The following is a 24,542-nucleotide window of genomic DNA, read 5'->3' as shown; positions in this document are numbered from 1 at the left end:
CCCCAGGCCGACCGGCCACGGCATCGCTCAACGGTCCACTGTCTCACCCGTGCCGGACCCGTCGGTGCTTTGCGGTCCGGTGTCCGGGGACTCGTCACTCTGCTGCGTGCTCTCCTCGGCGGCCGCGCGAGCTGCGACGCGCTTGCGGCTTGCGTACATCTTGATGCCTGCCAGGACGAGGAGCAGCACACCACCGGCGATCACGAGCATGACGGTGGGGGTGATCTCGGTGGCCTCGACGGTGAACTTGCGTTCCTTCCCGTAGGCGACGCCGTCCTTGGTGAAGAGCTGCGCGGTGACCTCGACGGGGCCGCTCGCGGTGGCGTTGGCGGTGAACTTGACCGTCTGGCTGTGCCCGCCCTGGACGGTGACCTCCTGCTCGGACTGGCCGCTCTTGCCGAACATCAGGCGGGTGGGGTTGGCGGACTTCACCCGGAGCACGAGGTCGTGGACGTCCTGGACGAGGCTGTTCTGGACACTGACCGGGATGGTGGCGCTGTGTCCGGACAGGGTGGCGTCGGACTTGGGGATGACCTTGACCTTCTCGGTCAGGCTGATCAGGTAGTCCTGCACCTGGTCCCGGTAGAGCCGGGATTCATCGGGACGGCCGCGCCAGGAGGTGGACATCTCCCGGTTGGTGGTGTTGCCGAAGGGGATCTCGACGCGGTCGGGAGCGGCGAGGATGACCTTGAAGTGGTCGAGGGTGTTCTGGGTGGTGCGGATCTTCTCGAAGGCCGACACCGGAAGCTCCTGCTTGCGCAGGGCCTCGGGATACTGCCCGGCGCCCGGGACCTGGGTTGCGGCGCCGGGGTCGGGCTTGGCCGCGGCGGCGGCTTCGAGGTCGCCGGGCAGGGTCCAGCGGCCCGCCTGCAGGGCTCGTATGGCGGCGGCCATCGTGTGGGCCTGGCTGACGGACGGCGTCCGCTGCGGGGCGACGACGAAGCTGCGCTGCTCGTTGGTCTTCTGCAGGTTCAGCGCCAGGCTGTGCGCGAGGAAGCGCTGCACGGCGAGGACCGAGTTCCCGGCGTTGAGCATGTCGCCGTCGAAGGCGGTGGAGAGTTCTGCGTCCGCGACGACGGCGGTGGTGCCCGCGCCGATCGGGCGGGCGGCCGACGGGGTGTAGCCGAGCGACCCGGTCTCCGTGAGGCTGTCGCTGCGGGTGAGCACGTGGTGGGCGCCGGCCGAGGTGGCGACGTTGACGATCGACGGATCGATGGCGCCGTCCACAGGCCAGGAGAAGTCGGTGGACGCGGGGACGTGCAGGACCGTCTCGACGGCCTGCTTCGCCTTGTCGGTGGCCGGCCGCAGCTGGCCCAGGGTGCCCGAGACGTCCTTGCCGTGGTGGGCGAGGGAGGCGAGGTCGGGGTCGGCGAAGGGCAGCGCGACGACCTTCTTGCCCTGGACCGCGCCCTCGAGGGAGCTCAGCCACCGCTCGGCGACGGTCTTGTTCTTGCCCTGGACGGTCTTCCCGTCGGGGCTGCGGACCCGGTATCCCTTCGTCATGGCGTCGACGGTGTAGAGCAGGTCGGGGTCGATGACCCAGGTGATCGGCAGTTCCTTGCCGAGCGTGACCATCTGGCCCAGGCGGCCCTCCGGCTTGAGCTCTTCGGCGAGCGAGTCGTCGAGGAAGACCGGGGTCTGCAGCTCGTCGGAGCCGGTCTCCGCCGTCACCCGGGTGCGGGAGATCAGCGGCCACACGTAGGTGAGCTGGGACTTCTTGGCCGCGGCGTCCGGCTGCCAGGGCAGGAAGGTCCGCTTGATTCCGAGGACCTGCTCGGACGGGCGGCTCTCGGTCGCCCCGGACAGGGAGACGCCGAGCTGGTATACACCGTCCTTGTCCAGCTCCAGCTTGTTCACGGGAACGGTGAGGGTGAATTCCTGGCTCACCTTCGACGGCAGCGAGGAGATCTTCACGGCGTAGGCCGAATCGATCTCGCCCGGATCGGCGCCGGCGCGGAAACCGTTGCGGTCCGCCGCCTCGTCGATGGATGCCCGGTCCCCCAGAGCGGGCCCGACCCGCAGGCCCACGTGGGCGTCGGTGATCGTCTCCCGGCCGTTGTTGACCACCGTGCCGGAGATGGTGAGTGTGTCGCCCTTCACAGGCGCGGTGGGGGCCAGCGAGTCCAGCTGGACGTCGACGGAGGCCGCCTCGGCAGCCTGGGCCCTCGGTGCCGGCGAGTAGACCAGTGCGGCGAGCACCGGGGTCCCGGCGAGCAGGACGACCGCCCGCCGCAGCCATCGGCGTCGGACAGGGACGAGCGCCGCCCCCTGGTTCTCTGCCGCCTCGGCCACGCGCTAGCCCGTCCCTCGAAGTGTCGGTGGTCTTCGTCTGTCCGTCCACGCATGGTAACGAGACCCGCCGGGCGCGAGTGCCGCGCCTTGCTCCACATGATCGGCTCCGGACCGGGACCGCGGTGTGCCGGGGTCGCTGGAAACGGGGGAGCCCGCGCCGGGCCGGGCACGTACCCTTTTCTGTTGTGCCGAACGCCAAGGAAGACAACCCCAGTGCCCTGAGTCAGGTGCAGCGCCGCGCAGTGAGTGAACTGCTGCGGGTCGCGCCTGTCGCCGACGAGCTCGGCCGCCGATTCCAGGAGGCGGGCTTCCGCCTCGCCCTGGTCGGCGGGTCCGTCCGCGACGCGCTGCTGGAGCGTCTCGGCAACGACCTCGACTTCACCACCGATGCCCGCCCCGAGGACGTCCTGAAGATCATCCGGCCGTGGGCCGACTCGGTGTGGGACGTCGGCATCGCCTTCGGCACCGTCGGTGCGCAGAAGAGCGCCCGCGTCGAGGGCGCCGACCGGAGCTTCCAGATCGAGGTGACCACCTACCGCTCGGAGGCGTACGACCGCACCTCGCGCAAGCCCGAGGTCTCCTACGGCGACTCGATCGAGGACGACCTGGTCCGCCGTGACTTCACGGTCAACGCGATGGCGCTGGCCCTGCCGGAGCAGGAGTTCATCGATCCGCACGGCGGCCTGGAGGACCTGGCCCAGGGCGTGCTGCGCACCCCGGGCACCCCCGAGGACTCGTTCTCCGACGATCCGCTGCGCATGCTGCGGGCGGCGCGGTTCGCGGCGCAGCTGGACTTCGAGGTCTCCCCCGAGGTCGTGGCGGCCATGAAGGCGATGTCCGAGCGGATCGAGATCGTTTCGGCGGAGCGGGTGCAGGGGGAGCTGAACAAGCTGGTCCTCTCCCCCAACCCGCGCAAGGGCCTCGGCCTGCTCGTGGACACCGGGCTCGCCGACCGGGTGCTGCCCGAGCTGCCCGCCCTGCGGCTGGAGAGTGACGAGCACCACCGGCACAAGGACGTGTACGACCACTCGCTGATCGTTCTGGAGCAGGCGATCGCGCTGGAGGAGGACGGCCCGGACCTGGTGCTGCGGCTCGCCGCCCTGCTGCACGACATCGGCAAGCCCCGTACCCGCCGCTTCGAGAGCGACGGCCGGGTCTCCTTCCACCACCACGAGGTGGTGGGCGCGAAGATGACCAAGAAGCGCATGACCGCGCTGAAGTACTCCAACGACATGGTCAAGGACGTGTCCCGGCTCGTGGAGCTGCACCTGCGCTTCCACGGCTACGGCGACGGCGAGTGGACCGACTCCGCCGTGCGCCGCTACGTCCGTGACGCCGGTCCGCTGCTGGAGCGCCTGCACAAGCTGACCCGCTCCGACTGCACCACGCGCAACAAGCGCAAGGCCAACGCCCTCTCCAGGACCTATGACGGCCTGGAGGAGCGCATCGCGCAGCTTCAGGAGCAGGAGGAGCTGGACGCGATCCGGCCGGACCTGGACGGTAACGAGATCATGCAGGTCCTGGACGTCGGCCCCGGCCCGGTGATCGGCAAGGCGTACGCCTTCCTGCTGGAGCTGCGGCTGGAGAACGGTCCGATGGAACACGATGCGGCGGTCGCCGCCCTCAAGGAGTGGTGGGCCGCTCAGGCCTGACGCGCGGCCGTCAGCATCGATGTTTCACGTGAAACATCGATGCCGACGCACCGGGCACGGGCGATGTTTCACGTGAAACGTCGCCCGTGCCGGCTCAGCAGTGCCGCGGTCACGGCGTAGAGAGTGGCCACGCACAGGACGAGCGTCACGGACCGCCCGTCGGCGGGCAGCATGAGGGAGGCCACCGCGGCGGCGCCGACGAAGGCGACGTTGAAGAGCACGTCGTAGACCGAGAAGACCCGGCCGCGGAACTCGTCGTCCACGCGGGACTGCACGACGGTGTCGGTGGAGATCTTGGCGCTCTGGGTGGCCAGGCCGAGGACGAACGCGGCGGCCAGCATCGGCTCGGGGGTGAAGAACAGCCCGAGCGCCGGGACCAGGACGGCGGCGCCGGCGGCGCAGGCGGTGATGGAGCCGAGTGTCCCCAGCCGGCCCACCAGCCAAGGAGTGATGACGGCGGCCGTGAAGAATCCGGCCCCCGAGACGCCGACAGCGAGGCCCAGCAGGGCCAGCCCGTCGGCCTCGTTGTCCGACCAGGAATAGCGGCAGAGCATGAGCAGCATGACGAACAGGGCCCCGTAGCAGAACCTCATCATCGTCATGGCGGTGAGCGCCCGGGCGGCCTCGCGCCGCTCCGCCAGATGCCGCAGGCCCTCGGCCATGCCCCGGAGCGTGAGCGCGACCCCCTCGGCGACCGAGGGGTGGGCCCGGCCCGCGGGGTGGTCCGGCCCGAGGAGGCCGATGGCCAGGCGCAGGGAGACGAGCGCCGCGCACAGGTACAACCCGGCCCCCAGCACGACGACGACGGCGTCGGAGTCGGAGGCCAGCAGCCGGACGAGGAAGGCCAGTCCCCCGCCGGCGACCGCCGCGAGTGTTCCGGCGGTGGGGGACAGCGCGTTCGCGGTGACCAGCTGACCGGGGCTGACCACGTGGGGCAGGGAGGCGGAGAGTCCGGCGAGGACGAAGCGGTTGACGGCGGTCACCGACAGCGCCGAGGCGTAGAACAGCCAGTCCGGGACGTGCGCGACGATCAGCACGCCGGTGACACAGGCGAGGAGGGCGCGCAGCAGGTTGCCGTAGAGGAAGACCTGGCGGCGGCGCCAGCGGTCGAGCAGCACGCCGGCGAAGGGGCCGACCACCGAGTAGGGCAGCAGCAGTACCGCCATGGCCGAGGCGATGGCCGCGGGGGAGGTCTGTTTCTCCGGGGAGAACACGACGTAGGTGGCGAGCGCGACCTGGTAGACACCGTCCGCGGCCTGGGAGAGCAGCCGTACGGCGAGCAGGTTGCGGAAGTCCCGGAGGCGCAGGAGTACGCGCAGATCACGCACGACAGGCATGAGGGCAAGGGTCACATACGCGGAGGGTCCCCGGGCATATTGCCCGGGGACCCTCCGCGGAAGAACAGCCGAAGTCCAGGTGTCCTTATGGACCCTTGGGGCTCGACTAGCGCTCGACCTCGCCCTTGATGAACTTCTCGACGTTCGCGTAGGCCTCGTCGTCGAAGTACTGCACCGGCGGGGACTTCATGAAGTAGCTGGACGCCGACAGGATCGGGCCGCCGATACCGCGGTCCTTGGCGATCTTCGCGGCGCGCAGGGCGTCGATGATGACACCGGCGGAGTTCGGGGAGTCCCACACCTCGAGCTTGTACTCGAGGTTCAGCGGGACGTCGCCGAAGGCACGGCCTTCGAGGCGGACGTAGGCCCACTTGCGGTCGTCGAGCCACGCGACGTAGTCGGACGGGCCGATGTGGACGTTCTTCTCGCCGAGCTCACGGTCGGGGATCTGCGAGGTGACGGCCTGCGTCTTGGAGATCTTCTTCGACTCGAGGCGGTCACGCTCGAGCATGTTCTTGAAGTCCATGTTGCCGCCGACGTTGAGCTGCATGGTGCGCTCGAGACGGACACCGCGGTCTTCGAACAGCTTCGCCATCACGCGGTGCGTGATGGTGGCGCCGACCTGCGACTTGATGTCGTCGCCGACGATCGGGACACCGGCCTCGGTGAACTTGTCCGCCCACTCCTTGGTGCCGGCGATGAAGACCGGGAGGGCGTTGACGAACGCGACCTTGGCGTCGATGGCGCACTGGGCGTAGAACTTCGCCGCGTCCTCGGAGCCGACGGGCAGGTAGCAGATCAGGACGTCGACCTGGCGGTCCTTGAGGATCTGGACCACGTCGACCGGAGCCTCGGCGGACTCCTCGATCGTCAGGCGGTAGTACTTGCCCAGACCGTCCAGGGTGTGGCCGCGCTGAACGGTCACACCCGTGTTCGGGACGTCGCAGATCTTGATGGTGTTGTTCTCGCTGGCGCCGATGGCGTCCGAAAGGTCGAGGCCGACCTTCTTCGCGTCGACGTCGAACGCGGCGACGAACTCGATGTCACGCACGTGGTAGTCGCCGAACTGGACGTGCATCAGACCGGGGACCTTGGCCGCCGGGTCGGCGTCCTTGTAGTACTCGACGCCCTGCACCAGCGAGGCGGCGCAGTTGCCTACGCCGACGATGGCTACGCGAACCGAACCCATTCCGGTTGCTCCCTGTTTGTTCTCGGACGAGGCATGCGAGATGCAGGCCTCATTTTGCAGTTTCGTCGGGCGGACCGGGTCGTCTCCGATCCCGTCCCGCCCGCTCGCTCTCGATGAGCTCGTTCAGCCAGCGCACTTCGCGCTCCACGGACTCCATGCCGTGCCGCTGCAGCTCAAGCGTGTAGTCGTCGAGCCGCTCCCGCGTACGGGCGAGTGAGGCGCGCATCTTCTCCAGGCGCTCCTCGAGCCGGCTACGGCGGCCCTCCAGTACCCGCATCCGCACGTCTCTTTCGGTCTGGCCGAAGAAGGCGAAGCGGGCGGCGAAGGACTCGTCCTCCCAGGTATCGGGGCCGGTGTGGGAGAGCAACTCCTCGAAGTGCTCCTTACCCGCCGCCGTCAACCGGTAGACGATCTTTGCGCGGCGCCCTGCGAGTGAAGCGGCGAGGGCGTCTTCCGGAGCGCTGCCCGGTTCCTCGATCAACCAGCCGTTGGCGACCAGCGTCTTGAGGCAGGGATAGAGCGTCCCGTAGCTGAAGGCCCTGAACACCCCCAGTGAGGTGTTGAGCCGCTTGCGCAGCTCATAGCCGTGCATGGGGGATTCGCGGAGCAGGCCGAGGACGGCGAATTCGAGGATGCCTGAGCGCCTGCTCATCCGCCTGCCTCTCCTCCGCCCTGAGTCTTTATACCGAGCTGATGTATCGGCTCGATACATCCAGACGATAGAACGGGCTGCCTTCCACTACAAGGGGTGGGGTGGTGACCGGCGTCACATCACCAATTCGTACGAGGCAAGTTGCCTGATTTGGGGTGAACTTCGGCATGGATTGGGTTTTGAGCGTGCGTAGTCTGTGCGCCAGGACACCGGGGGAACCGGAACTCACCTGCCGCTTCCAGGCCACTCGCCTGCCCGAGGAGTAGTCGTTCGATGAGCGAGCACCGCCGCAAACCGCCGCAGCCCCAAGGTGGCGGACGCGCTTCGGCCCGCCGGGCCGCCCAGCAGCGCCCCGGCAGGGGCACCGGCGCCGGACGTGACGTCCCCACGGCGTCACCCAGCGGCCCGTACGCAGACCAGCCAGCCCAGGGCAGCCGCGCCGACGCCCGGCGGGCCGCACAGCGGGGCTCCGCGGGCCGGGGACGCGGCGCGGCCAGGAACGGCCGGGGTTCCGGCCCGGGCCGCCGCCCGGACAAGCGGATGATCAACTACCCGCGGTCCGACAGGGACGGCTGGAAGCGCTTCGTGCCCTCCTGGAAGTTCGTCTCCGGCACGGCCCTGGGCTTCTTCGCGGTCATCATCGCGGGTGCGGGCATCGGCATCGCCATGGTCAACAAGCCCGACCCGAACCTGGCGGCACAGGCGCAGAACAACGTCTTCTACTGGGAGGACGGCAGCCAGATGGTCGCGACCGGCGGTTCGATGAACCGCCAGATCGTGCCCATCGACAAGATCCCCCGGTCGATGAGGGACGCGGTGATCGCCGCGGAGAACGAGTCCTTCGAGACGGACAAGGGCGTCGACCCGATGGGCATCGCCCGGGCCGTGTGGAACATGGCCAAGGGCGGCTCCACCCAGGGCGGCTCGACCATCACGCAGCAGTACGTGAAGAACACCTACCTCGGCTCCGAGCAGACGCTCAAGCGGAAGGTCACGGAGCTCTTCATCTCGATCAATCTGGGTGTCTCCGAGGAGAAGGACAAGGTCCTCGCGGGCTACCTCAACACCGCTTACTACGGCCGGGACGCGTACGGCATCCAGGCGGCGGCCCGTGCCTACTTCGGCAAGGACTGCCAGGACCTCAACCCGTCCGAGAGCGCGTTCCTCGCCTCGGTGCTCAAGGGCCCCAACCTCTACAACCCGGACGGCGGCATCGGCGCCGCGGCCACTCCCGCCGCCAACGAGGACCGGGCCAGGAAGCGCTGGGCCTGGGTCCTGGACCGCGAGGTCGAGGTCGGCCGGATGGACAAGGCCGAGCGGGCCAAGTACACGGAGTTCCCCGCGCGCGTCGAGTCCGAGCAGGCCCGTGCCATGTCCGGCCAGATCGGCTACCTGGTCGAGACGGCCAAGCAGTACGTGATGAAGACCAAGGGCATCACCGTCGAGCAGATGGCCCTGGGCGGCTACCGGATCAAGACCACCTTCCAGAAGCCGAAGGTGGACGCCCTGGTCAAGGCCGTCGAGGAGACCCGCAACGACTTCCTCGACGAGAAGAAGCGGCCCGACCTCGACACCTTCGTGCAGTTCGGTGCCGCCTCCGTCGACGTGAAGACCGGTGCGATCGTCGCCCTGTACGGCGGGCCCGGCATGGACAAGAAGTACTTCAGCAACAACGCCAACACCAGCGGTGTCCCGGTCGGCTCGACCTGGAAGCCGTACGTACTCGCGGCGGCGATGCAGTACGGCACCCAGAACACGAACGGCGAGGGGCTGTCGGTCGACAGCAAGTACATGGCCGACGACCTCACCGTGATCAAGAACCGCCAGGGCAAGCCCCTGCTGGACAACTCGGGCAAGCCGTTCAAGCAGAAGAACGAGAGCGCCACCCCCTTCGGCTACGTGACCCTCAACGAGGCGATGGAGAAGTCCATCAACGTGCCGTTCGCCCAGCTCGTCTTCGACGTCGGCCACAGCAAGGTCCGCGACGTGGCCAAGGCCACCGGCATCCTCAAGGAGTCGATGGGCGTCGGCGACGACGCCTCGTTCGCCCTGGGAACCTCGACCCCCAGCGCCATCCGGATGGCCGACTCCTACGCCACCTTCGCGGCCTCCGGCACGCACCGCGAGCCCTACTCGGTGATCAGCGTCGAGAAGAACGGCGAGCAGCTGTCCGGCTTCGAGCCCCCGAAGGACCAGCGGGCGATGGACAACGCCGTCGCCGACAACGTCACCAAGGTCCTGGAGAACGTCATCCAGAACGGCACGGGCAAGAAGGCGAAGGCGCTGGGCCGGCCCGCGGCGGGCAAGACGGGTACCACCGACGAGAACAAGTCGGCGTGGTTCGTCGGCTACACCCCGGAGCTGTCCACCTCCGTCACCCTGTTCCGTACCGACCCCAACTCGGCGGACAAGAAGCTGATGTCCATGAACGGAGTGGGCGGTACCGACTCCATCCACGGTGGTGACATCCCCGCCGTGATCTGGACCGAGTACATGCGCGAGGCGCTCAAGGGCACCCCGGTCAAGCCCTTCCCGGAGGCGGAGCCCCTCGGCGTCACCGCGGACTCCGTGGGCGCCCCCTCGCCCACGCCGTCGGCTCTCCCGACACCGTCCGCCTCCCCGTCGCCGTCGCCGTCGAGCTCCCCGCCGACGGTGTCCCCCACCCCCTCCAAGGGCGGAAAGCCGTCCTGCAAGCCGTGGGAGCTGTACTGCGACCCGGAGACCACCTCCGGCAACACGTCCGGGAACACCAACGGCGGCACCACCAACGAGGGCACCACGAACGGCGGGGTCATCGCCGGTGCCGACGGCGGAGCCAGCGGATCACCGTCGCCGTCGAGCTCCGGCAGACCGGGCCGCCCGGGCGGTAGCACCGGATGGCCCACCGGCATGCCGGACGACTGACCGGCCCGTCCAGCGAGCTCGAGGAAGCCCGTCGCACCCCGTGCGACGGGCTTCCCCTATGCCGGGCCCGGTACGGCAGGATGAGCGCATGACCAAGGTGCACGAGGACCGCCCCGTACTGCCCACCCAGCAGGACGAGGTCGCCGCAGCCGGCAGTGAGCTCATCGGCGGCCCCCTCGGCCGCTATGCCCGGCTCGGCGGCCACTGGCTGGGGCCGGTCCGCGTCGTGGTCCTCGTCGCCCTCGGCCTGTTCGCCCTCGGCATGGTGCAGAAACTGCCCTGCTACGACTGGGCGTGGTTCCGGGGAGCGGGCTCCCAGTACACCCACGCCTGCTACTCCGACATCCCGCACCTGTACGCGGTACGCGGCTTCGCCGACAACCTGACGCCCTACTTCGACCGGCTCCCCGGCGACATGGAGTACCTGGAGTACCCGGTGCTCACCGGGCTTTTCATGGAGGTCGCCTCCTGGCTGACCCCGAGCAGCGGATCCCTCCAGCACCGCGAGCAGATGTACTGGATGGTCAACGCGGGCATGTTGATGATCTGCGCCGCGGTCATCGCCGTGTGCGTCGCCCGCACCCACCGCCGCCGGCCCTGGGACGCCCTGCTCTTCGCCCTCGCCCCGGCCTTCGCTCTCACCGCGACGATCAACTGGGACCTGCTGGCCATCGCCCTGACCGCGGCCGGGATGCTCATGTGGTCCCGCGGCCGTCCGGCGCTCTTCGGTGTCTTCATCGGCCTGGCCACCGCGGCCAAGCTCTATCCCGTACTGCTGCTCGGGGCGCTGTTCGTGCTCTGCTGGCGGGCCGGGAAGTGGCGCGCCTTCGGCGCCGCGGTCCTCGGCACGGCCGGCGCCTGGCTCCTGGTGAACCTGCCCGTCATGGTCGGCGCCTGGGACGGCTGGACGAAGTTCTACACCTTCAGCCAGGAACGGCCCATCGACTTCGGTTCCGTGTGGCTGCTGATCTCCCAGCGCTCGGGCAACCCCCTGGACGGCGCCAACACCTACGCGACAGGGCTGACGCTCCTGCTCTGCGGAGCGATCGGGCTGCTCGCCCTGACAGCGCCCCGCAGGCCCCGGTTCGCGCAGCTGGCCTTCCTGGTCGTCGCCGTCTTCATCCTGGCCAACAAGGTGTACTCGCCGCAGTACGTGCTGTGGCTCATCCCGCTCGCCGCGCTGGCCCGGCCGCGCTGGCGGGACTTCCTGATCTGGCAGGCCGGCGAGGTCGTGTACTTCCTGGGGATCTGGTTCTACCTCGCCTACACGACCAGCGGGGACAAGCACCAGGGGCTGCCCGTGGAGGGATACCAGCTGGCGATCGCCGCGCACCTGCTGTGCACCCTCTACCTGTGCGCGGTCATCGTCCGGGACGTCCTGATGCCCGAGCGTGACGTCGTACGCCGGGACGGCGCGGACGATCCCTCGGGCGGCGTCCTGGACGGGGCCGAGGACGTGTTCGTGCTGTCGGACGCCGCGAGGGCGCCGCGGTACGCGGCGCCCTCGGAGGAACAGCGGGTCGACTGGGGCATGCCCCGCAAGGACTGACCGGGGGTCGGCTGCCGGGCGGAGCGGCCCGGCCCCGCCGGGTTCAGGCGTCGAGCACCCGGTCGAACTGCGTGGTGGTGTGGCGCAGGTGCGCCACCAGCTCGTCGCCGACCTTCGGCTCGGTCGCGTCCGAGGGCACGAACAGGATCGACACCTGCATGTGCGGCGGCTCGGCGAACCAGCGCTGCTTGCCCGCCCAGACGAACGGCGACAGGTTCCGGTTGACCGTGGCCAGGCCCGCGCGGGCGACACCCTTGGCCCGCGGCATCACGCCGTGGAGGGCCTTGGGGGCCTCCAGGCCCACACCGTGCGAGGTACCGCCGGCCACCACGACCAGCCAGCCGTCGGAGGCGGCCTTCTGCTGGCGGTAGCCGAACCGGTCGCCCTTGGCGACGCGCGTGACGTCGAGGACCGCGCCGCGGTACTGGGTCGCGTCGTGGTCGCCCAGCCACAGGCGGGTTCCGATGCGGGCCCGGAACCGGGTCTGCGGGAACTGCTGCTGAAGCCGCGCCAGCTCCTCGGCCCGCAGGTGGCTGACGAACATGGTGTGCAGCGGCAGCCGGGCCGCGCGCAGCCGGTCCATCCAGCCGATGACCTCCTCGACGGCGTCCGAGCCGTCCGGGCGGTCCAGCGGCAGGTGGAGGGCGAAGCCCTCCAGCCGGACGTCCTCGATCGCCGCGTGCAGCTGGCCGAGGTCCTGCTCGGAGATGCCGTGGCGGCGCATCGAGCTCATGCACTCGATGACCACCCGGGCCCCCACCAGCCCGCGGACCCCGTCCAGCGAGGCCACCGAGCGGATGACCCGGTCGGGCAGCGGCACCGGGTCCTCGCCCCGCCGGAACGGGGTGAGGACGAGCAGGTCGCCGCCGAACCAGTCCTTGATGCTGGCGGCCTCGTAGGTCGTCCCCACGGCGAGGACGTCGGCGCCCATACGGGTCGCCTCCTCGCACAGCCGCTCGTGGCCGAAGCCGTAGCCGTTGCCCTTGCAGACCGGGATCAACCCGGGGAACTGGTCCTGGATCTGCTTCTGGTGCGCACGCCAGCGCGCGGTGTCGACGTAGAGCGTGAGCGCCATGCCCGTCCGGAACCTCTCCTGAAAAGCTGCGTGGTGCAGCGGTGCGTGGGTGGGTGGGTGAGGGGTGGGGTCAGCGGCGCGACATGTAGATGTCGAGCGCCTTGTGCAGCACCTTGTTCAGCGGGAAGTCCCACTCGCCGACGTACTCCACGGCCTCGCCGCCCGTGCCGACCTTGAACTGGATCAAGCCGAACAGGTGATCGTTCTCGTCCAGGGTGTCAGAGATGCCGCGCAGGTCGTAGACGCTGGCCCCGAGGGCGTACGAGTCGCGCAGCATGCGCCACTGCATCGCGTTCGACGGCCGCACTTCGCGCTTGTGGTTGGCGGATGCGCCGTACGAGTACCAGACGTGCTGGCCGACGGTGAGCATCGTGGCGGCGGCCAGCGGCTCCCCCTCGTGCTTCGCGATGTAGAGCCGCATCCGGTTGGGGTCCTCGGAGTTGAGGGCCGTCCACTGGCGCTGGAAGTAGCTGAGCGGGCGCGGGCGGAACTTGTCGCGCTCGGCCGTGATCTCGTACAGGTGCTGCCAGGTCGGCAGGTCCTCGTAGCCGCCCTGGACCACCTCGACGCCGGCCTTCTCGGCCTTCTTGATGTTGCGGCGCCACAGCTGGTTGAAGCCCTTGAGGACGTCGTCCAGCGAACGGTTGGCCAGCGGTACCTGGAAGACGTAGCGGGGCTGCACGTCACCGAAACCGGCTCCGCCGTCCTCGGCCTGCTGCCAGCCCATGCGGCGCAGCTTGTCGGAGACCTCGAAGGCGCGGGGCTCGATGACCGAGGCCTCCACGTCGCGCAGGCGCTTGACGTCCGGGTCCTGGATTCCGGCCTTGATGGCGGCGGAGTTCCAGCGGCGGATGACGACGGGCGGGCCCATCTTCACGGTGAAGGCGCCCTGCTGCTTGAGGTGCGCCAGCATCGGCTGGAGCCACTCCTCCAGGTTCGGGGCGTACCAGTTGATGACCGGGCCCTCGGGAAGGTACGCGAGGTACCGCTTCACCTTGGGCAGCTGCCGGTACAGCACGAGGGCGGCTCCGACGAGTTCGCCGGAGCCGTCGAACCAACCGAGGTTCTCCGATCGCCACTCGTTCTTCACGTCGGCCCACGCCGGGACCTGGCAGTGGCTAGCAGAGGGCAGGCTCTGGAGGTATCCCAGATGCTGCTCTCGGCTGATGGTCCTCAGGGACAGGCTCATGCGGGGCGTCTCCTCCGGCGGCTTCGCTGGCTATGGCGCGAAGCCTACTGCGACAGGGGCGCCACCCATCTGGGGGACAGGCCGGAGGCCGGGCCGGCGTGCGGCCGGCGCCCCGTCGCGGAGGTCCCCCGGTCAGCCCAGCCAGCCGCCGAAGAGGCCGCCGTGCGCCATGCCGAGGAAGAAGCCGAAGGCAGAGGCGCCAAGGCCGATGATCAGCGCGAAGCGCTCGCGTGTCGTGACGGAGATGAACTGTCCGTACGCGCCGGTCAGGATCCCGATCAGCCCGGTCCAGGAGCTGAGCAGGTGCAGATGGTGGAAGAACGCCGTGATGAACGCCACGGCGCCGAGGACCAGGGTGACCGCCAGCAGGGTGTCCTGCAGCGGGTGGGGCTTGCCATCGGTCGCGAAGAGCGAGATCGAGGACTGGGGTCGCATGGCCTGTGCCATCGGAAGGCACCTCCTGGCTGAAGCAGAGCGGTGCGGGGGGCCGCCTCCGGAGGAGCCGGGGGCATAGCACCGAGCACACCCGATGAATACAGATTGTGGCCCTCCGGTGCCGGATTTCAACCGGAAGGAGTCGACGGGGTAGTCTGTACGGTCTGCGCGGTGTCTGTTCTCAGGCACCGTGCGGCACGCATCACGACCCTCCTGCCACGGAACGACCGTGGCCGCTGAGTCCAAAGGAGGTGGGTTCCACATGCGTCACTACGAAGTGATGGTCATCCTCGACCCCGATCTCGAGGAGCGCGCTGTCTCCCCGCTGATCGAGAACTTCCTCTCCGTCGTCCGTGAGGGCAACGGAAAGGTCGAGAAGGTCGACACCTGGGGCCGTCGTCGTCTCGCTTACGAGATCAAGAAGAAGCCCGAGGGCATCTACTCGGTCATCGACCTTCAGGCCGAGCCTGCGGTCGTCAAGGAGCTTGACCGACAGATGAACCTGAACGAGTCGGTTCTCCGGACCAAGGTCCTTCGCCCCGAGACCCACTGAACTTCGGTTCAGCGGTAATCGGGATCGAGTAGCACAGCAGCCCAGCAGCAATCCCCGCCGAGAGGTTCATCCATGGCAGGCGAGACCGTCATCACGGTCGTCGGCAATCTCGTCGACGACCCCGAGCTGCGCTTCACCCCCTCGGGTGCGGCGGTCGCGAAGTTCCGTGTCGCGTCCACTCCCCGCACCTTCGACCGCCAGACCAACGAGTGGAAGGACGGCGAGAGCCTGTTCCTGACCTGCTCGGTGTGGCGGCAGGCGGCCGAGAACGTCGCCGAGTCCCTTCAGCGGGGCATGCGCGTCATCGTGCAGGGCCGGCTGAGGCAGCGGTCGTACGAGGACCGTGAGGGTGTCAAGCGCACGGTCTACGAGCTGGACGTCGAGGAAGTCGGCCCCAGCTTGAAGAACGCCACGGCCAAGGTCACCAAGACCACCGGCCGCGGTGGCCAGGGTGGATACGGCGGCGGTCAGCAGCAGGGTGGCGGCGGCGGTAACTGGGGCGGAGCCCCCAGCGCCGGTGCCCCGCAGGGCGGCGGAGCTCCCTCCGACGACCCGTGGGCGTCCAGCGCGCCGGCCGGTGGCCAGCAGCAGGGCGGCGGCGGGGGCGGCTGGGGCGGAAGCTCCGGCGGCTCCGGCGGTGGCTACTCGGACGAGCCGCCCTTCTAGGGCAGCTCGCAACCCCACTTCTTGATCACACAGGAGAGACACAATGGCGAAGCCGCCTGTGCGCAAGCCTAAGAAGAAGGTCTGCGCGTTCTGCAAGGACAAGACCGCGTACGTGGACTACAAGGACACGAACATGCTGCGGAAGTTCATTTCCGACCGCGGCAAGATCCGTGCCCGCCGCGTTACCGGCAACTGCACGCAGCACCAGCGTGACGTCGCCACGGCCGTGAAGAACAGCCGTGAGATGGCGCTGCTGCCCTACACGTCCACCGCGCGATAAGGAAAGGGTGACCGACTAATGAAGATCATCCTGACCCACGAGGTTTCTGGCCTCGGTGCCGCCGGCGATGTCGTCGACGTCAAGGACGGTTACGCTCGCAACTACCTGGTCCCGCGTGGTTTCGCGATCCGCTGGACCAAGGGTGGCGAGAAGGACGTGGCGCAGATCCGCCGCGCCCGCAAGATCCACGAGATCGCGACCATCGAGCAGGCCAACGAGGTCAAGGCCAAGCTCGAGGGCGTGAAGGTCCGTCTGGCCACCCGCGCGGGTGACGCCGGTCGTCTCTTCGGTTCCGTGACCCCGGCCGACATCGCCACGGCGATCGAGTCCTCGGGCGGTCCGAAGGTCGACAAGCGCCGCGTCGAGCTGGGCTCCCCGATCAAGACCCTCGGTTCGTACCAGGTCTCCGTGCGTCTGCACGCCGACGTGGCCGCGAACGTGGGCATCGAGGTCGTCGCCGCCTAAGGGCTGCCTTCGAAGGGCCGCACCCCGCTGGGGTGCGGCCCTTCGTCGTTTCCGGAGGGCGGCTCTGCGGTCATGTTTCACGTGAAACATGACCGGCCCCTCGGCATGTTTCACGTGAAACATCTCGGCGCCACCGTCCGGCGGACGGTCAGCGAGTGGCTCCGGCGACCAGCCACCGGCCCGAGCGGGCGCGCAGCTGGAGGGTGACCATGCGGACCAGCATCATCAGCGTCATGGCCCACCAGAGGGTCGTCAGGCCGCCGCCCACAGTCGGAACGAGCAGGGCTGCCGGGGTGAAGACGGCGAGGGTCAGCAGCATGGCCCAGGCCAGGTACCGGCCGTCGCCCGCGCCCATCAGGACTCCGTCGAGGACGAAGACGATGCCGGAGACCGGCTGGGAGATGGCCACGACGAGGAGGGCGGGCAGCAGAGCGTCTTCCACCGCCGGATCGCTGGTGAACAGCGGGATGAACACCGGACGGGCCAGAACGACCAGCAGGCCGAGTACGACGCCCGCGACGATCCCCCACTGCACCATGCGGCGGCAGACGGCCTTCGCGCCTTCGGTGTCGCCCGCGCCGAGATAACGCCCGATGATCGCCTGACCGGCGATCGCGATCGCGTCCAGGGCGAATGCGAGCAGGGACCACAAGGAGAGCAGGATCTGGTGGGCGGCGATGTCGGCGTCGCCGAGCCTGGCGGCCACGGCGGTCGCGATCATCAGAACCGCGCGCAGGGAGAGGGTGCGGACCAGCAGGGGCGCGCCGGCCTGGGCGCAGGCCCGGATTCCTGCGGCATCGGGGCGCAGGGAGGCGTTGTGGCGCCTGGCGCCCCGTACGACGACGACGAGGTAGGCGGCAGCCATGGCGCACTGGGCGATGACCGTGCCCCAGGCCGAACCGGCGATCCCGAGGCCTGCCCCGTAGACCAGGGCGACGTTGAGGGCCCCGTTGAGCGCGAAGCCGCCGATGGCCACGTACAGGGGGGTACGGGTGTCCTGGAGGCCCCTGATCACACCGGTCGCGGCCAGGACCATGAGCATGGCCGGGATGCCGAGGGAGGAGATCCTCAGGTAGGTGATCGCGTGGGGAGCGACGGTGTCGGAGGCTCCGAAGAGGGAGACCAGCCAGGGTGCCGCGGGCAGAACCACGGTGATGACGGCCGCACCGAGCAGCAGGGCGAGCCAGATGCCGTCCATGCCCTGCCGGATCGCTGCCTGCATGTCGCCGGCTCCGACCCGCCGGGAGACGGCCGCGGTGGTGGCGTAGGCGAGGAAGACGAACACGCTCACGGCGGTGGTGAGCAGGGCGGCGGCGATGCCGAGGCCGGCCAGCTGGGGGGTGCCGAGGTGTCCCACGATGGCGCTGTCGGCCATCACGAAGAGGGGTTCGGCGACGAGGGCGCCGAAGGCGGGAACGGCGAGTGCGAATATCTCGCGGTCGTGCCGCCTCGGCGCAGCCTTCGGTGCTGCGGGGGCCTGTGTCATGCGCTCAATCTAATCTTCCACAGGTAATGGACACAAGAGTCCTTAGGTCCTTACCAACGCGCTGACTTGGGCGTTCTTTCCAACCCGTTGGAGGCGATCTTGAGACAGTGGCCAAGATTTTTCTCCCCCGACGGCGGTCGGGAAAGAAATAGCAGGTCAGACATGGTGTGGGGGTGGTGCAGGTGATTTTGTCCACAGCGCCGTCCCCCGGTCCGTGCACAGCTTCAGGCGAGTTACCCACAGCATTGGCGCCGTCATCCACATCTCATCCACACAGCCTGTGGATAACAAGATTGGCTGACGCCGCTCCCGGCCCTACCGTGGTGCGTTGCCCGACTCGCCGCCAGCCGATTCGGGTGCCCCAAATGTCAGAGCCGTGTCGTAAGAAAGAGTCGCACGGCGAGGTCCGCGTTGCGGACGGGAGGAGGCGGCCCGGTGAGCATGCCCGAGCCCATGGACGACCCCTGGGCCGACAGCGGTCCAGGTGACCGTCTGCCCGCCCGTACGCGCCGCAACAGCGAAGGCCGCGGCCGCGGGGACGAACAGCACGACCGGGGCCGCGAGGGCGGCTCCTGGGACGGCGGCGGTGGCGGCTTCGAGCGTGTCCCGCCCCAGGACCTCGACGCCGAGCAGTCGGTGCTCGGCGGCATGCTGCTCTCCAAGGACGCGATCGCCGACGTGGTCGAGGTCCTCAAGGGGCACGACTTCTACCGGCCCTCGCACGAAACGATCTACCAGGCCATCCTGGACCTGTACGCCAAGGGCGAGCCGGCCGACCCCATCACCGTCGGCGCCGAGCTGACCCGGCGCGGTGAGATCAGCAAGGTCGGCGGGGCCTCGTACCTGCACACGCTCGTGCAGTCCGTCCCGACGGCGGCGAACGCCGAGTACTACGCGGAGATCGTCCACGAGAGAGCCGTCCTGCGCCGCCTCGTCGCCGCGGGTACGAAGATCACGCAGATGGGATACGCGGCGGACGGCGACGTCGACGAGATCGTCAACAGCGCCCAGGCCGAGATCTACGCGGTCACCGAGCAGCGGACCTCCGAGGACTACCTGCCGCTGGGCGACATCATGGAGGGCGCCCTCGACGAGATCGAGGCGATCGGCTCGCGCAGCGGCCAGATGTCCGGCGTCCCCACCGGCTTCACGGACCTCGACTCGCTGACCAACGGCCTGCACCCGGGCCAGATGATCGTCATCGCCGCCCGTCCCGCGATGGGAAAGTCCACGCTGGCGCTGGACTTCGCCCGGGCCTGCTCCATCAAGAGCAACCTGCCGAGCGTGATCTTCTCGCTCGAAATGGGGCGCAACGAGATCGCGATGCGCCTGCTCTCGGCGGAGGCCCGGGTCGCGCTGCACCACATGCGCTCCGGCACGATGACGGACGACGACTGGACCCGGCTCGCCCGCCGGATGCCCGACGTCTCGGCCGCCCCGCTCTACATCGACGACTCCCCGAACCTGTCGATGATGGAGATCCGCGCCAAGTGCCGCCGGCTCAAGCAGCGCAACGACCTCTCGCTCGTCGTCATCGACTACCTCCAGCTCATGCAGTCGGGCGGCTCGCGCCGTCCCGAGAGCCGTCAGCAGGAGGTCTCCGACATGTCGCGAAACCTCAAGCTGCTGGCCAAGGAGCTCGAGGTCCCCGTGATCGCGCTCTCCCAGCTGAACCGTGGTCCCGAGCAGCGCACCGACAAGAAGCCGATGGTCTCCGACCTGCGTGAATCGGGCTCGATCGAGCAGGACGCGGACATGGTGATCCTGCTGCACCGTGAGGACGCGTACGAGAAGGAATCCCCCCGCGCCGGCGAGGCGGACCTGATCGTGGCCAAGCACCGTAACGGCCCGACCGCCACGATCACCGTGGCCTTCCAGGGCCACTATTCGCGGTTCGTGGACATGGCCAACACATAGCATCCGATCATGGATGCGCTCTCTGAAGACCTGGAACTGCTCCCTGCCACCCGACGTGCGCTGAGGCACCGGATCGCTGTCGCCCAGAGCGAAGGACGCGCGCCGTCGGTGGTGGCGGCCGTCGTGCGGGGCGGTGAGCTGGTCTGGGAGGGCTCCCGGACCTCCGTCGGGGGGCACGGCCCGGACGGGGACGTGCAGTACCGGATCGGCTCGATCAGCAAGACCTTCACCGCTGTTCTGGTGATGCGGCTGCGCGACGAGGGGCTGCTCGACCTCGCCGATCCGCTGGAGAAGCACTTGCCGGGGACCTCCGCCGGCCACGTGACGATCGCCCAACTGCTGTCCCACACCGGCGGGCTGGCGGCCGAGACCCCCGGCGCCTGGTGGGAGCGGACCCCTGGTGACCTGCGGCCGGAGCTGGCCGACGTACTCGGCGAACAGCCGTTCCGGCACGTGCCGGGGAGCAGGCACCACTACTCCAACCCGGGTTACACCCTGCTGGGTTCGCTCGTCGAGCAGCTGCGCGGCAAGCCGTGGTCGGAGGTGCTGCGTGCCGAGGTACTGGAGCCCCTGGGCCTGGACCGGACGAGCGGGTTGCCGCAGGCACCGCACGCGGGCGGCTGGGCGGTGCACCCGTGGGCGGACGTGATGATGCCGGAGCCCCTGGAGGACCTCGGTCTGATGGCCGCGGCAGGCCAGCTGTGGTCCACGGCCCGGGACTTGGGGCGGTTCGCGGACTTCCTGCTGCGAGGTGACGAGCGGGTGCTGAGCGAGCGGACCGTACGGGAGATGCGTACGCCGTCCTCGCCGCCCGAGCCGGGCCTGGCCGAGCAGGGCTACGGGCTGGGCGTGCAGCTGATGGCTCACGGCGGCCGCCGGCTCATCGGGCACAGTGGTTCCCTGCCGGGGTTCGTCGCAGGGCTGTGGGTCAGCGAGTCGGACGACGTGGCGGCCGTGGTCCTGGCCAACTGCACCTCGGGCCTGCCGTCCACGGCGGTGGCCGCGGACCTGGTGGCGATCGTGGCCGACGCGGAACCGCGGTTCCCGGAGCCCTGGCGGCCGTTCCGGGAGGCCGATCCGGTGGCCCTGGAGCTCTGTGGCCCCTGGTACTGGGGCACCTCGGCCAGCGTGGTGCGGCTGTGTGCGGACGGGACGCTGGAGTTGGGACCGGTGGGCGGGGCCGGGCGTTCGGCACGCTTCCGGGCGGAGGCGGACGGCAGCTGGACCGGTCTGTCCGGCTACTACGCGGGGGAGACGCTGAGGGCGGTCCGCCGTGCGGACGGCACGGTGAGCCACCTCGACCTGGCCTCGTTCGTCTTCACGCGGGAGCCCTACGACGCCCAGGCCCCGGTACCCGGCGGGGTGGACCCGCAGGGCTGGCGGGGCATCGGCTGAGGAACGCCGACGACTCCGCTCATGCGACGAGTTCGCGCTCCAGCGGGGTGCGGAAACGCGGGGTGATGCGGGCGCCGCCCACCCAGTCGGCGAGGCGGGCGGCCTCGGCGGAGACCGCCTGTTCGGCGTCGCGGCCGGGGCTGCCGAGCAGCCGCCAGACGATCTCTCCGTCGGGGCGCTGGGCCCAGCCGCCGACGATCTCCCCGTTCCACCACACGGTGGGGCCGATGTTGCCGGCGTAGTCGAAGAGGGCCGGCCGGTGGGCGGGATCGAGGTGGAAGCGGCGGTCGGACCAGCCCATGCCGCTGGGGTCGAGGCCGGGAAGCAGCGCGGCCCAGGGTTCCGGGGCCGGCTCGGGTGCGGTGTCGCCGGGGCTGACCAGGGCGGTGCCGCCGTCCTCGAGCCGGACCTGGTCGGGGCCCACGGCGGCAAGGGCCTTGCGTGCATCGGTGAGGGACCAGCCGGTCCACCACTTCAGGTCGGCCTCGGTGGCCGGACCGTAGGCCCGGAGCCAGCGGCGGGCGATCTCCGCGCGGGCTTCTGTGGCGGGTACGACGGGCCAGGGGTCGGTGTGGACCCAGCGGAACTGGCTGGAGGTCCATGATCCACGCGGCCGGTCGCGGCGGATGCGCCCGTCGGCGGCGAGCAGGCGGATGACGCGGGTGGCGACCCCGGTCTCCGTCTCGTACTTCTTGCCCCGGCCGATGGTGATCTTCTGGCGCAGGGCGGGCACGGCCGCGGACAGCTGGCTGCCGGTGCAGGGGCCGCGGGAGTCCAGGGCGTCGAGGGCAGCGGCCTCGGCCCGGGCCAGCCAGTCGGCATCGAGGCCCTGGCCGTCCTCGTCGAGGTGCTTGAGCAGGGTGCGGCGTTCCTTGGCGGCGATGCCCCGGGCGGTGGAGGAGTCGACGTACGGGGCGAGTTCGGCGGAGACCGCGAAGAGCGTGTTGCGCATGCTGAGCAGCCGGACGAGGCCGACGTCCTCGTAGAGCGCCCGCTCGATCGTGTCAGGCCCGCCCTCGCTGAGCCGGGCTCGGGCGGACAGGAAGACGGTCGCTGCGTCGGTGGCGTGCAGGGCGACGACGGCGTCCGCTGCCTGACTGACCGTGGCGGCGCGGGCCGAGGGGGCCAGGCGGTGCCGCCTGCCGAGCCGGTTGCGGCGTTCGGTGGTGGTGACCAGAGGAAGGCTGGGGCTCATTTTGCGATCGTAGGCCGGGCCACCGACACGGCGGCCCGGCCTGCTCACGTGCGGCTGATCAGAGCTGGAGCTTGAACCCGACGTGGGAGGCGGTGAATCCCAGCCGCTCGTAGAAGCGGTGGGCGTCGGTCCGGGTCACGTCCGAGGTGAGCTGGACGAGCTGGCAGTTCTCGAGCCGGGACTGCTCGACCGCCCATTCGACGAACCGGGTGCCCAGTCCGCTGCCGCGCTCGTCGGAGTGGACGCGCACCCCTTCGATGATGGAACGGGTGGTGCCCTTGCGGGAGAGCCCCGACACGATGGTGAGCTGGAGGGTGCCCACGACCCGGTCCGCACGCACGGCGACGACCAGATGCTGGTTCGGGTCGTCGTCCAGGCGCTTGAAGGCGGCGAGGTACGGGGTGAGGTCTTCGGGGGATTCCCGGGAGGCGCCCAGCGGGTCGTCGGCGAGCATGGCGACGATGGCGGGCAGATCTTCCGCGGTGGCGGGACGGATGGCCAGTTCAGTGGTGTCGTTCATGGTGGGACGTTCCTTGTCTCAGCCCGCTGCCACGGTGAGCGGGGCCCAGCGCCGGGTCCAGTCTCCGGGCAGGCCGGGGGTGTCGCGGGTCATGACGGAGTTGAAGGCCACGGAGGTGAGACCGCGGTCCTTGAGCCAGTCGAGGAGCTCCTCGTGGCGTACATCGACATCGGTGCGCAGCGGCCGTTCGGTGCCGGCGGCGAGGGCGGTGACGAGTGCTCGGGCGCCGGCGGTGTCACGAGCGATCAGCGGCCCGACGACATGGGTCTCCATGTTGGGCCACAAGGCGGCGTAGCCGGTGAGGCTGCCCGCTGCGTCCTCGGCGACGAGGAGCCGGTCCGCGAAGGCGGGGAGCCTAGTGATCATGTGGGTCCGGTCGGTTCCGAAGACCTCGGTGTCGAGGCGGACGATCCGGGACAGGTCCTCGGCGGTGGCGGGCCGGACGCCGTCGGAGACGGAGGCGGCGGGATCAGGGCGGAAGGTGCCAATGAGCATCTCGGCGCGGCCGGTGGTCTCGAACCCCAGCTCCTCGTAGAGGGGGCGGCCGTAGGGGGTGGCGTGCAGCGTGAGCGGGACGCCTTTGAGGACGTCGTCACAGACGTGGGTCATCAGGCGGCGGCCCAGGCCTCGCCGGGCGTAGCGCTCGGCCACGAGGACCATCCCGATGGCGGCGAGTTCCGGGCCGGCGTGCGTCTGGCCGTACCGGGTGACGACGCAGGCTGCGGCGAGCCCCCGTCCGTCGGGGGCGTCCATGCCGTAGCCGCTCCCCGCCGCGAGGAGCAGTCTCCATTTGTGGTCCTCACGGGGCCAGCCGCGGTCTTCTGACAGGTCGGCGCAGTGGCGGAGGTCTTCCGGGGTCAGCGCGCGGATCGGCAGTGCGGTGAGATCTGGTGGTGTCACCTGATCAGACTGGATCACGGCCGCGGGGGCGTCCAGGGGATTTGGGGGATGGATGTTTCACGTGAAACCAGCCGCAGTCTCGTGTGGGCCGCGCCGATGTTTCACGCGAAACCGGCCTATGTTTCACGTGAAACCGGCCGATGTTTCACGTGAAACAGCCGATGTTTCAGGTGAAACAGCCGATGTTTCACGTGAAACATGCGGCTCGACGGGAAACGGACGGACTAGCCTCGGCGGTTATGACCCTCCTGCACCTCTTCGACCTCGACGGGACGCTGATGTACGGCTCGGCGGCGCCGGTCGAGATCTCCCGCCAGCTAGGGCTGAGCGCGGAGATCGCCGAGCTGGAACGGGCCTTCAGCGCCCGGGAGATCGGGCCGCACCAGTTCTCGGTGGCCGCGCACGCGCTGTGGGCGGATCTGACGCCCGCGCATGTCAGGGCGGCGTTCGAGGGGTCCCCGTGGCTCGCGGGCATCCGCGAGGTCTGGCAGGAGATCCGGGAGCGCGGGGACTACTGCGCGGTGGTCTCGCTGTCGCCGTCGTTCTTCGTGGAGCTGCTGCTCGAGTGGGGCGCGCATGCCGCGCACGGTTCGGTCTTCCCCGCGGTGCCGTTCACCCGGCCCGTGGAGGAGGCCGGGATCCTGACTCCGGCGGGCAAGGTCACGGTGGCCGACCGGCTGTGTGCGCGGTTCGGCGTGAGCCGCAGCGACTGTGTCGCGTACGGGGACTCGGCGACGGACATGGTGCTCTTCGAGGCGGTCCCGGTGTCCGTGGCGGTCAACGCGCGGCCCGTCCTGACGGAGCGCGCCACCCATGTCTACGAGGGCCGGGATCTGCGTGAGGCATACCAGCTCGTCACGGTGGCACGCCCGAGAATTGAGGCATCTTAAG

At 69.5% G+C, this 24,542-nt stretch carries 21 protein-coding genes; 10 read left to right on the top strand and 11 right to left on the bottom strand.

The genetic code is table 11. The annotated features are described in order from the left end of the window. Positions 1-27: 27 nt before the first annotated feature. Positions 28-2,292: a DUF6049 family protein gene (locus AB0D94_RS01110; RefSeq protein ID WP_362043972.1), complete on the bottom strand. Its 2,265-nt coding sequence runs from the start codon at positions 2,290-2,292 to the stop codon at positions 28-30. Positions 2,293-2,477: 185 nt separating this feature from the next. Here AB0D94_RS01110 and AB0D94_RS01105 point away from each other — a divergent pair, with 185 nt between their 5' ends. Continuing rightward, positions 2,478-3,944 (top strand): CCA tRNA nucleotidyltransferase, encoded by a 1,467-nt coding sequence (locus AB0D94_RS01105; protein ID WP_362043969.1) that lies wholly within the window; start codon positions 2,478-2,480, stop codon positions 3,942-3,944. Between the two features lie 68 nt (positions 3,945-4,012). Here the strand turns inward: AB0D94_RS01105 and AB0D94_RS01100 are convergent, their stop codons facing one another. From AB0D94_RS01100 to AB0D94_RS01090, 3 genes are all read right to left on the bottom strand, one after another. Beyond that, a complete protein-coding gene (locus tag AB0D94_RS01100) occupies positions 4,013-5,281 on the bottom strand; it encodes an MFS transporter (protein WP_362043967.1) in 1,269 nt (422 codons plus the stop codon). Positions 5,282-5,387: 106 nt separating this feature from the next. After that, on the bottom strand, positions 5,388-6,470 hold the full coding sequence (locus AB0D94_RS01095) for an inositol-3-phosphate synthase (RefSeq protein WP_362043965.1): 1,083 nt from the start codon (positions 6,468-6,470) through the stop codon (positions 5,388-5,390). Positions 6,471-6,519: 49 nt separating this feature from the next. Continuing rightward, a complete protein-coding gene (locus AB0D94_RS01090) occupies positions 6,520-7,122 on the bottom strand; it encodes a helix-turn-helix transcriptional regulator (protein ID WP_362043963.1) in 603 nt (200 codons plus the stop codon). 273 nt (positions 7,123-7,395) lie between these two features. Between AB0D94_RS01090 and AB0D94_RS01085 the strand changes: the two genes are divergently transcribed. Continuing rightward, on the top strand, positions 7,396-10,026 hold the full coding sequence (locus AB0D94_RS01085; RefSeq protein ID WP_362043961.1) for a transglycosylase domain-containing protein: 2,631 nt from the start codon (positions 7,396-7,398) through the stop codon (positions 10,024-10,026). 88 nt (positions 10,027-10,114) lie between these two features. Next, on the top strand, positions 10,115-11,575 hold the full coding sequence (locus tag AB0D94_RS01080; RefSeq protein WP_362043959.1) for a glycosyltransferase 87 family protein: 1,461 nt from the start codon (positions 10,115-10,117) through the stop codon (positions 11,573-11,575). 43 nt (positions 11,576-11,618) lie between these two features. Here AB0D94_RS01080 and AB0D94_RS01075 read toward each other — a convergent pair whose 3' ends face one another. From AB0D94_RS01075 to AB0D94_RS01065, 3 genes are all read right to left on the bottom strand, one after another. Continuing rightward, positions 11,619-12,650: an alanine racemase gene (locus tag AB0D94_RS01075; protein WP_031141320.1), complete on the bottom strand. Its 1,032-nt coding sequence runs from the start codon at positions 12,648-12,650 to the stop codon at positions 11,619-11,621. Positions 12,651-12,720: 70 nt separating this feature from the next. After that, positions 12,721-13,839, bottom strand: a complete 1,119-nt coding sequence (locus tag AB0D94_RS01070) for a peptidoglycan bridge formation glycyltransferase FemA/FemB family protein (RefSeq protein WP_362043956.1) — start codon at positions 13,837-13,839, stop codon at positions 12,721-12,723. Positions 13,840-13,971: 132 nt separating this feature from the next. After that, entirely contained in the window at positions 13,972-14,286 is a 315-nt protein-coding gene (locus tag AB0D94_RS01065) for a hypothetical protein (protein ID WP_362043954.1), read from the bottom strand. 250 nt (positions 14,287-14,536) lie between these two features. Between AB0D94_RS01065 and rpsF the strand changes: the two genes are divergently transcribed. From rpsF to rplI, 4 genes are all read left to right on the top strand, one after another. Next, the gene (gene rpsF, locus AB0D94_RS01060; protein ID WP_004950685.1) at positions 14,537-14,827 is read left to right on the top strand and encodes a 30S ribosomal protein S6; all 291 of its coding nucleotides are present in this window, start codon (positions 14,537-14,539) and stop codon (positions 14,825-14,827) included. Between the two features lie 72 nt (positions 14,828-14,899). Beyond that, a complete protein-coding gene (locus AB0D94_RS01055) occupies positions 14,900-15,493 on the top strand; it encodes a single-stranded DNA-binding protein (RefSeq protein WP_362043952.1) in 594 nt (197 codons plus the stop codon). 43 nt (positions 15,494-15,536) lie between these two features. Then, positions 15,537-15,773, top strand: coding sequence for a 30S ribosomal protein S18 (gene rpsR / locus AB0D94_RS01050; protein WP_005315025.1), 237 nt, complete (start codon positions 15,537-15,539; stop codon positions 15,771-15,773). A gap of 18 nt (positions 15,774-15,791) precedes the next feature. Further along, positions 15,792-16,238, top strand: a complete 447-nt coding sequence (gene rplI, locus AB0D94_RS01045; protein ID WP_030008386.1) for a 50S ribosomal protein L9 — start codon at positions 15,792-15,794, stop codon at positions 16,236-16,238. A 148-nt stretch (positions 16,239-16,386) separates the two neighbouring features. On the opposite strand, the gene AB0D94_RS01040 is transcribed toward rplI, so the two are convergent. Further along, positions 16,387-17,724: an MATE family efflux transporter gene (locus AB0D94_RS01040; RefSeq protein WP_362043949.1), complete on the bottom strand. Its 1,338-nt coding sequence runs from the start codon at positions 17,722-17,724 to the stop codon at positions 16,387-16,389. Positions 17,725-18,177: 453 nt separating this feature from the next. Here AB0D94_RS01040 and dnaB point away from each other — a divergent pair, with 453 nt between their 5' ends. Continuing rightward, positions 18,178-19,641, top strand: coding sequence for a replicative DNA helicase (gene dnaB / locus AB0D94_RS01035; protein WP_031141325.1), 1,464 nt, complete (start codon positions 18,178-18,180; stop codon positions 19,639-19,641). A 9-nt stretch (positions 19,642-19,650) separates the two neighbouring features. Beyond that, positions 19,651-21,036: a serine hydrolase domain-containing protein gene (locus AB0D94_RS01030; RefSeq protein ID WP_362043947.1), complete on the top strand. Its 1,386-nt coding sequence runs from the start codon at positions 19,651-19,653 to the stop codon at positions 21,034-21,036. 19 nt (positions 21,037-21,055) lie between these two features. Here AB0D94_RS01030 and AB0D94_RS01025 read toward each other — a convergent pair whose 3' ends face one another. The 3 genes from AB0D94_RS01025 to AB0D94_RS01015 are packed head-to-tail and all read right to left on the bottom strand — an operon-like array spanning position 21,056 to position 23,651. Further along, positions 21,056-22,231: a winged helix DNA-binding domain-containing protein gene (locus tag AB0D94_RS01025; protein ID WP_362043945.1), complete on the bottom strand. Its 1,176-nt coding sequence runs from the start codon at positions 22,229-22,231 to the stop codon at positions 21,056-21,058. Positions 22,232-22,289: 58 nt separating this feature from the next. Then, positions 22,290-22,751 carry a GNAT family N-acetyltransferase gene (locus AB0D94_RS01020; protein ID WP_362043943.1) on the bottom strand — a complete coding sequence of 154 codons (462 nt, stop codon included), beginning with the start codon at positions 22,749-22,751 and terminating at the stop codon, positions 22,290-22,292. 18 nt (positions 22,752-22,769) lie between these two features. Then, positions 22,770-23,651 (bottom strand): GNAT family N-acetyltransferase, encoded by an 882-nt coding sequence (locus tag AB0D94_RS01015; RefSeq protein ID WP_362043941.1) that lies wholly within the window; start codon positions 23,649-23,651, stop codon positions 22,770-22,772. Between the two features lie 239 nt (positions 23,652-23,890). Here AB0D94_RS01015 and AB0D94_RS01010 point away from each other — a divergent pair, with 239 nt between their 5' ends. Beyond that, positions 23,891-24,541, top strand: a complete 651-nt coding sequence (locus AB0D94_RS01010; protein ID WP_362043939.1) for an HAD-IB family phosphatase — start codon at positions 23,891-23,893, stop codon at positions 24,539-24,541. Position 24,542: the final 1 nt, after the last annotated feature.

Origin of the sequence: Streptomyces sp. NPDC048255, from assembly GCF_040652415.1 — a bacterium.
GTDB lineage: Bacteria > Actinomycetota > Actinomycetes > Streptomycetales > Streptomycetaceae > Streptomyces.
Note: the sequence above shows the minus strand (reverse complement) of the source record. Positions and strands in the feature narration are given on the sequence as shown.